This is a genomic window from Pseudomonas sp. NPDC087358, assembly GCF_044900785.1.
Lineage (GTDB): Bacteria > Pseudomonadota > Gammaproteobacteria > Pseudomonadales > Pseudomonadaceae > Aquipseudomonas.
This window is the reverse complement of sequence record NZ_JBJDOA010000004.1, coordinates 274989-287476: the sequence shown is the minus strand read 5'-3', so window position 1 is coordinate 287476 and position 12488 is coordinate 274989. Positions and strand designations below refer to the sequence as shown.

Genomic DNA, 12488 nt, shown 5'->3' with positions numbered 1-12488 from the left:
GCACAGGGCAGGTGATGGAAGCGGTATCTCAGCAAGTCTCTTGCAACGATCGCAGCGCGTGTCTGGCCATCATCAGGTTCTCATCCGTCGCGATGGCCCACGCTGACACTGCACTGGCGTCGTGCGAGAGGCGCTTGGGCAACGCGTTCGTGTCGCTGTGACTGCACCGCAGGCCCAGCCACTGGCAGCCGTCGAGTATTGCCTGGCGCACCGCAACCGCGTGCTCGCCGATGCCGCCAGTGAAGACCAGCGCATCGACGCCACCCAGTACCGCTGCCATCGCGCCGATTTCCCGAACCACGCTGCGCACGAACAGGGCAATCGCCTCCCGGGCTTCAGGCGCGGTGCTGGTCGACAACACACGCATGTCGCTGGCAATGCCGCCGGACACTCCCAGCAGACCGCACTCGTGGTACAGCAGGTGTTCGAGGGACTTCACGCTCATGCCGCGCTCGCGCATCAGATAGAGCAGGATGCCGGGGTCCAGACGCCCCGGGCGCGTGCCCATGAGCAGACCATCGAGCGTCGAAAAACCCATGCTGGTGGCGCGGCTGACGCCGTTTTCCAGCGCGCACAGGCTGGCTCCGTTGCCCAGGTGAGCGACGATGGTTCGCCCTTGCGCGGCGCGCTTGTCGTAGCGAGGTAACGTGCCTGCGATGTATTCGTAAGAAAGACCATGGAAGCCATAGCGGCGCAGGCCCTGTTCGCTCAGCACACGGGGCAGCCCGAACATCGACTCCAGCGGGTCGAGGGTGTGATGAAACGCCGTGTCGAAACAGGCGAACTGCGGCAGGTGCGGGTGTTCATCGAGCAGATAGCTGATGGGGGCCAGGCACTGGGCCTGATGCAGCGGCGCCAAGGGTGCCAACGCCTGCAGTCGGGTCATCAGTTCAAGATCGACCCGCGCCACGACATCCGCGCGACTGCCACCGTGTACTACCCGATGCGCCGCTGCGCAGATCTGCCAGTCGCCATGGCGCTCGATCCACTCCATCAGGTCAAGCAACGTACCTTGCTGTGATGAGGCGACAGTGCGCGGCCATTGCTCGCGGCTCAGCGTCTGGCTGCCAGTGCGTTGGAAGACCAGAAGCGCCACGTCAGGCTGCATATCGAAGCTGCCGCTGCCCAGGCAGTGCGGGTCGGTCAAGGGCGTGGCAGTGGCCTGATACAACGAAAACTTGATGCCCGAGGACCCTGTATTCAGGACCAGCAGCACACGGCGAGAAACGTCGGTCATGGGGCACTCCTGGACAGGGCTCAATGATGACCCCAGGAGCGGGTCACGTGGGTCAGGTTCACCCAGTGATCAGTCTGCCGGGCCACCGGCAGGCAGTATTGATCTGGATCAGAAACCCGGGATATGCGCGCAGCGCGCCATGCATCCAAATGGGCAGTACCCAGGCGCAGGCCGAAGCAAACACTTCGAACGGATGGCTGACGGTCATGAGTACACCCTGCTCTGGCGACTCGCGCGTTTATCCATCGACCCGCCCATCCAGAAAAGCCAATCCCGGCCGCCACTGTGTGTTAAACCCACTGCTGCCAAACCAGCCAGGGACATCGTCATGCAAGGTCCACAGTCATGCGCCCCACCACTGCTGAAAAACGCGTGTTCCAACTGCAGTGTCCGTGAGCTTTGTCTGTCAGTCGGCATGAGCGTCAGTGATGCCAATCGCCTGTCAACGATCATCCCGCAACGGCTGAAAATCAGAAAAGGCGCTGCGCTCTATCATGCGGGGGATCCGTTGCGTTCGCTCTATGCGGTGCGTTTTGGTTTCTTCAAGACCACGATCATTTCAGAGGACGGTCGTGAGCAATTGACGGGCTTTCAAATGGGTGGCGAACTGCTCGGGATCGATGCCATCAGCAATGATCGATATATGTGTGATGCCATCGCGCTTGAAGACAGTGAAGTCTGTCCGATCCAGTTCAGCGAACTGGAGAAACTGTCCAGGGAGCTGCCCTCCCTGCAGCACAATCTGAACCGGACATTGAGCCAGGAAATCGTCCGCGATCATGAAATGCTGCTGTTGATGGGCAACCTCAACGCCGAGGAGCGAATGGCGGCTTTTCTACTCAATCTGTCCAATCGCATGAAAAACCGCGGCTATTCGCCGACGGCATTCGTGCTGCGCATGACCCGCGAGGACATCGGCTCCTACCTTGGACTTCGCCTGGAGACCATTTGCCGTGCCATCGGTTATCTGCGGGACCACGCCATCGTGAGGATTTCCGGCCGGGCCGTGGAAATTCTGGACCTTGAGCGACTTCGGCTGTTGATCAACGGGTGCTCACACAAATCCAGCCAGCTGTGAATCCTCACCCAGGGTCACAGGCACCTTGACAATCAGTACGCTGCACGCGGCATGACCGAGTAAGCCCTCGGCGGTATTGCCCATTATTCGGGTCAGGTGGTGCCGGGGCAGCGTTCCGATCACCAACAGGTCAAACCTGTTCTGGCGAGCGAAGGCGTTGATGGTGGCCATGGGAGTGCCCGTCAGAAAATGCCGGTGCCGGGCGTCAACTCCATGCCTGTCGCACAGCAGCCCGAAGGATTCCTCGTGGGCGTCATTCAACGCCTCCTGGAATCCCGTATCGATCGGCAACATGCCCAATTTCGGCGTTGCGGCGGCGTATATCGCCGACCAGTCATAGGTGTACAGCACATGCACGCTGGCCCCGGTCTGTATGCCCAGGTCCATTGCAGCGCGCAAGATTGCATCATTGAGTCGCAAGTCGACATCCTCGGCCCGGTACAGATTGACCGCAGCCAGTATCTTGCTCGGCAAGGCATCATCGCCCGGCATGACAAACTGCACCGGACATTGACAGTCCTGAAGCAAATGCCAGTCCAGGGGCGTCGAGAACACACGTTTGAGCACCGGCTCACGGTGCACATCCTTGATCAGCATCAGCGGTTGAGTCACGGCGATGCAGTTTCTGATCTCGTCAACGATGTGATCACTCCAGAGCACTTGCACGGTGCAGTCCAGGCCGCGTTCGCGTTCCTGCGCTGCCTCGCTTTCCAGCCAGCGGCGATGGTTCTGCAAATAGCTGTCGCGCAGTGTTGCCAGCGCTTGATGATTGAACAGCCCCAGTAGCTCGAGGACTTTGACGTAGTCCACGGCGAGAATGCGCAGGCTCCAGCCACGCGCCCGGGCCAACCCGACCCCACGTTCGAAGGCCGGGGTGCGCTGCATCTTCGATGAAGCGATCAACAGCAGGCGCTGCGAATCATTCATGGCCACCTCCAGAAACACTGAATGAGGGACGCGTCAGCAAAGCGGCTGGTCCGGTCCTGAAGGCAGTGTGAGGCGTTTTCTTGCGGCACATCTGATGTAGATCAGAAGAATCGGCTACTCACACCCACCCGCGACGGTGTGACTTTTATCAAGCGCGTCACAGCTCGACCCGCCACACTGAGGGCTTGTCGGAGGCAAGCCCAATGATCCTGATTACCCTGATCAATACGCTGATCATCACCACGGTGGTCATCGTCCATTACGAATGCCTGATGCGCCTGAACATGCTGATGCCCAGGCTGAAGATCTGGCACCGTTTCCGGATGGTCTTCGGGGTGTTGGGCGCGCTGGTGGCGCACGCCCTGGAAGTGTGGATTTTCGCCCTTGGGTATTACCTGATGCACGCTTCGGCTGACCTGGGGCGCCTGACCGGCAACTACGACGGCAGCTTCATGGATTCGGTGTATTTCTCCTTCACCACGTTCACCACCATCGGCTTTGGCGACATCACGCCCACAGGACCGCTGAAGTACCTCACCGGCCTTGAGGCTTTGACTGGCCTGGTATTGATTACCTGGACGGCGTCATTCCTGTTCATCGAGATGCAGAAATACTGGAATGACAGAGACCGCGGCATTCACACCCGCCCGGCCGGCAGGTCGCGCGACAGATTCTGATGTCGATAAAAGATGCGCTTGGCACACTCGGCCGCCGCCATGTAGCACAGGCTGATGGTCACCACCGCGGCAAGGATATGAACCGGCAGCGGGACCAGACCAAACCAGCTCGCGGCGGGGCTGTAGGGTAGCGCCACTGTCAACGCGCCAATGCCCAGTGCGCTCACCAGCAACAGTGTCGCCGGCCGGCTGCGATAGAACGGCTTGTAGGTGCGCACGATGAAGATCGTCAGCAACTGAGTCAGCAACGATTCGACAAACCAGCCGCTGCGAAACAGGTCGGGCACCAATCCGGCCATCAGGTAAAGGGTGACGAATGTCAGCAAGTCGAACACCGAACTCACCAGGCCGAACACCACCATGAAGTTGCGGATCTCACTCATGTTCCAGCGATGAGGCGTCTTTTCCCATTCGCGGTCAACGTTGTCACTGGCGATCCCCATGGACGGGATATCCGAGAGCAGGTTGTTCAACAGAATCTGCTTGGCGAGCAGCGGCAGAAAAGGCAGCGCGATGGAGGCCACGGCCATGCTGACCATGTTGCCGAAGTTGGCGCTGGAGACAATGGAGATATATTTGAGCGTGTTGGCAAACGTATGCCTGCCCTCCTCTATCCCTTCGCGCAGCACATCCAGGTTGTGTTCCAGCAAGACGAAGTCGGCCGCCTGTTTGGCCACGTCCGCGGCATTGTCGACGGAAATGCCGATGTCGGCGGTCTGTAGCGCCGGCGCATCGTTGATGCCATCACCCATGTAACCGACCACATGCCCGGTTTTCTGCAACGCACGGATGATGCGTTCTTTCTGGTTGGGATCGACCTCGGCAAACAGCGTCGTCAGCGGTGCCAGGTTCATCAGTGCTTCATCCTTCATCGTCGCCAGTTGGGAGCCGGTGATGATGCGTTCCACCGACAAGCCGACGGCTTGCGCCACATGGCGAGCCACCAGATGGCTGTCGCCGCTGATGATCTTGACCTCAACCCCCAGTCGGCCGAGCGTGGCAAGGGTGTGCTTGACCTGCGGTTCAGGCGGGTCGAAGAACAGCAGAAAACCGCGAAACGTCAGCTCTTTCTCGTCGTCGCGTCCGTAATGGGCCTGCTCGGGCAGCATTCGGGTGGCCACTCCAAGCACCCTGAAACCTTGCTCGCTCCAGTCGGCGAAGCGCTGGCGGATCTGCGCAAGGCTGGCGCTGTCCAGCACGGCTTTCTGCTCGCCGTCGAGCACATGGCTGCAGACCTCAAGCACAGTGTCCAAGGCACCTTTGGTCACCATCAGAATGCCTGCCTGGGGCGCATTTCCTACCACCACGCTCAGGCGCTTGCGAATGAAGTCATAGGGAATCTCGTCCCGCTTGATCACACCGGGGCTGGCAGGGGCATCCTTGCCGGCCACTGCGATCGCATCGTCCATGGCGTTGCGCATGCCGGTCTGCAAGCTGGCATTGAACACCGCCAGTTGCAGAACCTGCGGATCTGCAACCCCCTGTACATTCATGGCGGCGTCCAGCACCACCACGCCTCGGGTCAGCGTCCCGGTCTTGTCAGTACAAAGGACATCCATCGCCCCAAGATTCTCGATGGCATTGAGGTGGCGCACGATCACGCCTTTGGCGGCCATCCGCTGCGCGCCCTTGGCCAGGGTAATGCTGAGGATGGCAGGTAGCAGCTCGGGCGACAGGCCAATGGACAGTGCGATGGCGAACAGCAAGGTATCGAGGGCCGGACGCTCCAGCAGGATGTTGATCCCGAACACCAGAATGGTGATCACCAGCATGACCCGCAGCAGCAAGGCACCGAAATGCCGTAACCCGCGCTCGAAGTCGGTGTCGGGCGGTCGCAGTGACAGCGTGCGGGTGATGTCCCCGATCTCGCTGTCCTGGGCCTGACGTGTCACCAGCACCTGCGCCGTGCCGCTGCGCACCGATGTGCCCATGAACACGCAGTTGTGACGCTGCGCGAGACTGGCATCGGCCAGGCTCTGCCCCGGCACCTTTTCCACCGGAAACGTTTCGCCAGTCAACAGGCTTTCACTGACGAAGCAGTCGACTGCCTGCAATACCCGGCCGTCGGCGGCAATCAAACTGCCCGCGCTGAGCAGAAGGATGTCGCCGGGGACGACTTCGCTGGCCGCAACCTCAGTGTCTTTACCCTCGCGCAACACCGTGGCGCGCAACGCAATCTTCTGCCTGAGCTGTTCAACCGCCGTGTTGGCACGGTTTTCATACCAGGCGCTCAATACCGCACTGATCAACACGATGCACCACACAATCGCAGCGTCCAGCCAGTCGCCAATGATCAACGCCACCAGGGCACCGACCATCAGTATCAGGATCAGCGGCGTGCACAGTTGCGCAACGACCAGTCTTGCCAGACCCTGGGGCCGTTTGCCAATGGGCGCTGCAGCGCTCATTCGAGCATGTGCCTGGGCGCTGCTCAACCCCGCTGCGGTGCTGTGAAAGGTGCCAAGCAGATCGTCAACCGTGCAGCTCCAGTAGTCGGGCTGCGGTGCAGCGCCTGCGACCCTGGCCGTCGAATGCCATTCACGACGCGCCAGCCAGAGACCGGGAAGCATCGGAAGCCAGAACGTCAGACCGCGAAACAGCAGCGTGGCGGACAGGGCCACCGCGATGTCGACCCCGATCCAGTGCAGGCTGACCACTGCCGCCGCTTCGAAGGCGCCCAGCCCGCCAGGTACAACCCCGATGCTGCGCAAGACGCTGGCGAGCATGAACGCGGCAAACAACCCCATCGGCGCCGCTGCGACCCCCAGCGCCAGGACCAACAGCCACAGGGTTGTGCTGTCGAGCACGATGATTGCCAGCTCCAGCAAGGTGACACGCGCCAACAATGAGCGATTGCCCACCAACTGCTTGTCGGCGCCGGTGACCAGTGAAATCGCCTTGCGAACAATGGCAAAGCGTTTTCCCGGCACATGGGCTGCAAGTCTGGAGTGGACCGCCAGGCGCGGCGTCAGCACCGCCAGGGCCAGGCTGACCGCGATAAAGACCAGACCCAGGCCGACCACGGTCGCCGTAGCATGGCCCTGAAGCATCAGCACTACCAGCGCCACCCCGACGGACACGACGTACGCCAGAAAATAACCTGACAAATCCAGTACCAGACACGCCAGCACCGCAGGCCTGGCAAATCCCATCCGCGTGAACGACGCAACAGCAGCGAAAGCACCACTGATACCCGACGACGGCAGCGCCTGATCGACGAACAACTTCATCAAGCTCAACCTGGCCGCATCCCCCAGTGAAAGATGCTGCGCCCCGGCCTGGAGCACCATGCGGAATATCTGCCCTTGAGCGATGTACGTCAGCAACTGCACGGCGACGGCCGCGACGAGCCAAAGTGGCTGGGCTTGAGTCAGCAGCCTGGCAAACGATTCGACATCACTCAAGCGCAATGCCAGGCCGATGACCGCGGCCAGCATTGCGCCGCCAAGCAGCCAGGTGATCCATAGCGCCGGCCGACCGAAATGCCCTTCGCCCACCGGCTGCGAGTCGGGTAAATCTGCGATATGCGGTTCGACAGACATGCCAGCCACCTGAGCGATTCGATGCAAAGGCTGATTCTCGGGCACGACTTTGACATGCGCTTGATCCATATCAAGGACACCACCTTTGACGCTCGCCGAAACGGTAGGAGCAGCCTGGTCCGCGCCTTGCCGGGCACCGGCAGTAGCATCAGATACCCTGGCGGCGTCAGACACACCCCACGATGGCAATAACCCTCTGCCCGTTTTCATTGCCAGCGTTATCCCGGTCTATAAACCCGGACATCTATCTAATGATTATCAAAGGCAAAATTTTTTACCGCATTTTCGGTAGCAAGCTCATTAACGGCTTTCATTTAGTCCAGACAATGCCGCCGCTTAATCTGACCAAGTTGCTACAGGCATGCTGTTATGGCCAGAAACCATGGCCGCTAGATGATGCCATTGGGACATCAAACGCACTTGCTATAGCGTTTAATCGGCACTTCGCAAGTTTGATTTTTTTCCGCCGGTTATCGATTCAGCAACTGGCGGTCGGAAAATTTACTGCTAGCTTTGCTGGAGCAACTTGAACAGCAATACCCACTTCGAGCGAAGTTTTCAGTTCGCAGGTGCTGCCCTGCCCGCCATTCACACAAGCACAACTTTGGGCGCCAGGCCATAGAACACGACCACCAGCGCTTTTCCAAAGCAAGGCTGCGCTGCGCCACAGGTTATTTCGCAGGATTGAATATCTTGGCAAATAAGGGAGTGCCATGAAAGCAAGTATCAAGCTGATAACCCCACTGGCTCTGAGCTTCGCTGGCCTCATGGCGACCCCGGCATCGGCGCTGGATACCCGCATCGGGCCTATCACCCTGGAGGGTCAACTGCCCGATCGCGCCTCCATCGGCAAACTCTACGAAGAACTTGATTTCCAGCAGGCCACCCAGGCCTACCTGTGGTCATTGCCGCTGGTGTCGTATGCCCAGTGGGAGAAGGAATTTCACGACAAGCTCGGGGCCCGCAACGGCGACCTGATGGTACTGACCAGCTACGAAGACAAACTTGGGGTCATCACCGCCAATGCCACGACCCCCTACATCCTGGGCTTTGTCGATCTCAATGAGACAGGGCCGCTGGTCATCGAGTTGCCGCCTGGACCCACCGCTGGCGGCATCGGTGATTTCTGGCAGCGGGCGATCATCGACATGGGCCAGACCGGTCCGGATCAGGGCAAAGGCGGCAAGTACCTGGTGCTGCCGCCCGGCACCCAGGCACCGGAGGATGCACGGGATTACTACCTGGCCAAATCGCAGACCATGAATGTATTGGTGGGCTTTCGCGTGCTCGATCCTGACCCGGCCAAAGGCAAGGCGCTGGTCGAGCAATTTCGCATGTACCCGCTCAAGGACAAGGCCAACCCTGCACCCACCCGCCTGCTCAGCCCTGACGGCAAACGCTGGTCGGGCACCCAGCCAAGGGGCATGGAGTACTGGCAACGTCTGCATCAGATCATTCAGCGCGAACCGGTCAACGAGCGCGACCGCTTCTACATGGCCATGCTGGCAAGCCTGGGCATCGAAAAGGACAAGCCTTTCACGCCAACCGCCGCGCAGCGCAAGGCACTGGAGCAAGGCGTGCAAATGGGCGAGTTGATCGCCAAGGCCAATACCTTCGCCAAGCGCTTTGCCCAGGCGCGCTACTGGCCGGACCGGCAGTGGGACACCGTGCTGAACATCACCGACCCCTCCCAACGCGTCGCCTACTACGACCAGTTGTGGGAGCGCAGCGCCTGGTTCTATGAAGCGGTGACCAACACCAAGGGCATGGTTTCCCAGACCCCAGGCCTGGGCCAGACCTACCTGGGTGCCTACACCGACGCCAAGGGTAACTGGCTCGACGGTGGCAAGTCGTACACCTTGCATGTGGGCGCCAACCCGCCGGCCAGACAGTTCTGGTCGCTGACGGTGTACGACATTGACAGTCGTTGCCTGATCGACAACCCGCAGCGCAAGGCCGATCTCTCCTCGCGTCAGGACCTCAAGCACAACGCCGACGGCTCGGTGGACCTGTATTTCGGCCCGCAGGCACCGCAAGGCCATGAAGCCAACTGGGTGCAAACACTGCCCGGCAAGCAATGGTTCAGCTACATGCGGCTCTATGCGCCGACCGAGGCGTACTTCGATAAAAGCTGGAAGCTCGACGATATTCAGCTCCGGCCCTGAGCCGCAACCCGACACCGTGGACCGCAACCGCAGCACTGCGTCGCTTAGTCAGCGCCTGATCAATGGAGCATTACCATGGGTACACGTTGCTGCACCGGCTACATCACCGCCGTCACATTTGCCGTCACCCCGTTTGCGGTGCATGCCGACAACGCCAGGGACTGGCAGAACACGCCCATCGATCTGAACATGGCGTTCGGGTACTACAACCTGATCGACACCAACACCCCTATCGATACGGCGCTGCCCATCGATGGCCTGTCGTTGAACGCCAATGTCTATATCGCCCGTTACGCCCGCTCGTTCGCGGTGGACGGGCGCAATACCGCGGTGGAAATCCTGCAGCCGTACGCCGACCTCGATGCCTCGTTCGACAACGGGCAATTCTTCTCCGGCACCAAACACAATGGCGGAATGGGCGATACCCAACTGGTGATCGCTCACAACTTCTTCGGCGGCCCGGCGTTGACCGCCCAGGAGTTCGCCGCATGGACGCCCGGCACCTTTCTCAGCGGCGCGCTGACCGTGGTCACGCCCACCGGCGACTACGACAAGGACCGGATCATCAACATCGGCTCCAACCGCTGGGTAGTGAAACCGGAACTGGCCTTCGGCACCCCCATAGGCCCCACCTGGCTGGAATTCAATACCTACGTCTCGCTGTACGGCGACAACGACGATTACTTCGGCAACCGCAAACTCGAACAGAAGCCCCTCTACGCCATCGAGAGTCACTACAGCTACACCATCAACCGTGCGCTGTGGGTCGGGCTGGACGCCATCTACAACACCGGCGGCGAGACCAAAATCGATGGCACCAACCAGGAAAACAAGCAGGAGAACACCCTGGTCGGGGCCACCATGGGTTTTATGCTGTCGCCACAGTTTGGCGGGCTGGTCGCCTACACCGACACAGTCTCAGAGCGGACCGGCTCGCCCGATGTGAACACCTGGACCGTGCGCCTGCAGTACGTCTGGTAAAGCCCGGTCGATGCCCGATTTCAACCACCAAGCGAGTCATGCGATGAAAATACCGGTGCTCAAGACGCTGTTGTGTTGCGCCATCCTGGGTCTTGGCGGCTGTGCCAGCTCTCAGGTCGACCCCAGTCAATATTCAGGCTTTCTCAAGGATTACAGTCGTCTCAAGCCGGCCGAGAGCGCGACAGGGGCGCCGGTCATGCGCTGGATCGACCCCGACCTCAAGCCTGGCCAATACACCCGGATTTACATCGAGCCCAGCCAGTTCTATCCCAAGCCACAGCCGACTGCGGTGATCTCTGCGCAGACCCTGCAATCGATTACCCGTTACTTCGACACCGCGCTCAGACGCGAGCTGGGCAAGGACCTGACACTGGCCCAAGGGCCGGGGCCCGATACCCTCGTCGTGCGCCCGGCGATCACGGCGGTTTCCACCAGCACCGAAGGGCTCAAACCCTATGAGGTGATCCCGATTGCACTGGTGGCCGCCGCGGTCAATACCGCAGCCGGTGGCCGCGACCAGAACGTGGAGATCGCCACTGAAGCTGCGTTTCTGGATGCCGACAGCAACCGGGTGCTGGCTCAGGTGGTGCGCAAGGGCGCTGGCAAGCCGCTGGAAAACGACAAGACCCAACTGGCCCTGGAAGACGTCAAGCCGGTGCTCGATGGCTGGGCGACGGACATGCGCATGAGCTTCGAAAAACTCAGGGCGGCAAAATAAGCCAGGGCATGCAGAGGCACGCGCTGGCGTGCCATCGCTGTGCGTTGCAAGTGCTGGTGGTAGCGCCGCGATGAAGCCGAAAAGCCAAGGGAGAACGGATGACTATTCGTGACGATATCGCCGGGCTGCACAGCCAGATCGCCCGGGATGTGCTGGGCCAGGACGCGGTGATTCGCCAGGTGCTGCTGGGGCTGTTGGCCAATGGGCATCTGTTGCTGGAGAGCCTGCCGGGGCTGGCCAAGACGCGCATGGTCAAAGCGCTGTCGCGGCATCTGCAGGCGAAAATGAGCCGAATTCAGTTCACCCCTGACCTGTTGCCCTCGGACATCACCGGCGCCGAAATCCTGCAGCAGGTCGACGGCCAGAACCAGATCCGTTTTCAGCAGGGGCCGCTGTTCGGCAATCTGATCCTGGCCGATGAGATCAACCGTGCCCCGGCCAAGGTGCAGGCTGCCTTGCTGGAAGCGATGGAGGAGCGCCAGATCACCGTGGCCGGGGTCAGCCATCCCCTGCCCGATCTGTTCACGGTCATGGCCACGCAAAACCCCATCGAGCAGGAAGGCACGTACCCGCTGCCCGAGGCGCAGATGGACCGCTTCCTGATGAAGGTGCTGCTGGACTATCCCAGCCCCGAGGACGAAAGCCGGGTGCTGCAACTGCTGCGGCGTGAAGAACAACAGGCCGGCCATGCCGGGTCGGCGTCCCCCGAGGGCCTGCCGCAGGAAGTGCTGTTTGCGGCGCGCAGGGAAATCAGCGCGATTCACGTCGCCCCGGCCATCGACCGCTACCTGATAGACCTGATCGATGCGACGCGTCACCCGGCGGACTATGACAGTGACCTGGCGCGCTGGATCGATCTGGGCGCAAGCCCGCGTGGCGGCATTGCCCTGGATCGCTTGTCGCGCAGCCATGCCTGGCTCGAAGGTCAGGACTTCGTCGCCCCCGATGACGTCCGCGCAATGCTGCATCCAGTGTTGCGCCATCGAATAAAGCTCAGTTACGACGCCGTGGCCGATGAAGTCAGCGTCGATCAGGTGCTCGATCAATTGCTGGACAAGGTGGCGATTGCGACGTGAGAGCTGGCGACTGCGTCGCAGCACGGCTTGCCGGCGGTGGCGGCCTTGAGATCGCTGCCGCCGGCAAGCCGGGCTGCTACGGAAGAT

The 12488-nt window shown here is 60.8% G+C and carries 10 protein-coding genes; 7 read left to right on the top strand and 3 right to left on the bottom strand.

Annotated elements, in window-relative coordinates; translation table 11 throughout:
• Positions 1-28: 28 nt before the first annotated feature.
• Positions 29-1237 carry an acetate/propionate family kinase gene (locus tag ACI2KS_RS11330; protein WP_404620100.1) on the bottom strand — a complete coding sequence of 403 codons (1209 nt, stop codon included), beginning with the start codon at positions 1235-1237 and terminating at the stop codon, positions 29-31.
• 328 nt (positions 1238-1565) lie between these two features.
• Between ACI2KS_RS11330 and fnr the strand changes: the two genes are divergently transcribed.
• Complete coding sequence (gene fnr / locus ACI2KS_RS11325; protein ID WP_404620098.1) at positions 1566-2315, top strand: fumarate/nitrate reduction transcriptional regulator Fnr; 750 nt, start codon at positions 1566-1568, stop codon at positions 2313-2315.
• Here fnr and ACI2KS_RS11320 read toward each other — a convergent pair.
• Complete coding sequence (locus ACI2KS_RS11320; protein ID WP_404620096.1) at positions 2292-3242, bottom strand: universal stress protein; 951 nt, start codon at positions 3240-3242, stop codon at positions 2292-2294. The genes fnr and ACI2KS_RS11320 overlap by 24 nt on opposite strands.
• Before the next feature lie 203 nt (positions 3243-3445).
• On the opposite strand from ACI2KS_RS11320, the gene ACI2KS_RS11315 reads away from it, so the two are divergent.
• The gene (locus tag ACI2KS_RS11315) at positions 3446-3919 is read left to right on the top strand and encodes a potassium channel family protein (RefSeq protein ID WP_404620094.1); all 474 of its coding nucleotides are present in this window, start codon (positions 3446-3448) and stop codon (positions 3917-3919) included.
• On the opposite strand, the gene mgtA is transcribed toward ACI2KS_RS11315, so the two are convergent.
• Positions 3880-7461: a magnesium-translocating P-type ATPase gene (gene mgtA / locus ACI2KS_RS11310; RefSeq protein WP_404620092.1), complete on the bottom strand. Its 3582-nt coding sequence runs from the start codon at positions 7459-7461 to the stop codon at positions 3880-3882. The two genes, ACI2KS_RS11315 and mgtA, sit on opposite strands and share 40 nt — an antisense overlap.
• Before the next feature lie 251 nt (positions 7462-7712).
• Here mgtA and ACI2KS_RS11305 point away from each other — a divergent pair, with 251 nt between their 5' ends.
• The 5 genes from ACI2KS_RS11305 (at position 7713) to ACI2KS_RS11285 (ending at position 12401) form a co-directional block, all read left to right on the top strand.
• Positions 7713-7991, top strand: coding sequence for a hypothetical protein (locus ACI2KS_RS11305; RefSeq protein ID WP_404620090.1), 279 nt, complete (start codon positions 7713-7715; stop codon positions 7989-7991).
• Positions 7992-8228: 237 nt separating this feature from the next.
• On the top strand, positions 8229-9626 hold the full coding sequence (locus tag ACI2KS_RS11300; RefSeq protein WP_404620708.1) for a DUF1254 domain-containing protein: 1398 nt from the start codon (positions 8229-8231) through the stop codon (positions 9624-9626).
• 75 nt (positions 9627-9701) lie between these two features.
• The gene (locus ACI2KS_RS11295; RefSeq protein WP_404620088.1) at positions 9702-10607 is read left to right on the top strand and encodes a transporter; all 906 of its coding nucleotides are present in this window, start codon (positions 9702-9704) and stop codon (positions 10605-10607) included.
• Between the two features lie 43 nt (positions 10608-10650).
• Entirely contained in the window at positions 10651-11325 is a 675-nt protein-coding gene (locus ACI2KS_RS11290) for a DUF3313 domain-containing protein (protein ID WP_404620086.1), read from the top strand.
• Positions 11326-11423: 98 nt separating this feature from the next.
• Entirely contained in the window at positions 11424-12401 is a 978-nt protein-coding gene (locus ACI2KS_RS11285; RefSeq protein ID WP_404620084.1) for an AAA family ATPase, read from the top strand.
• Positions 12402-12488 lie beyond the last annotated feature (87 nt).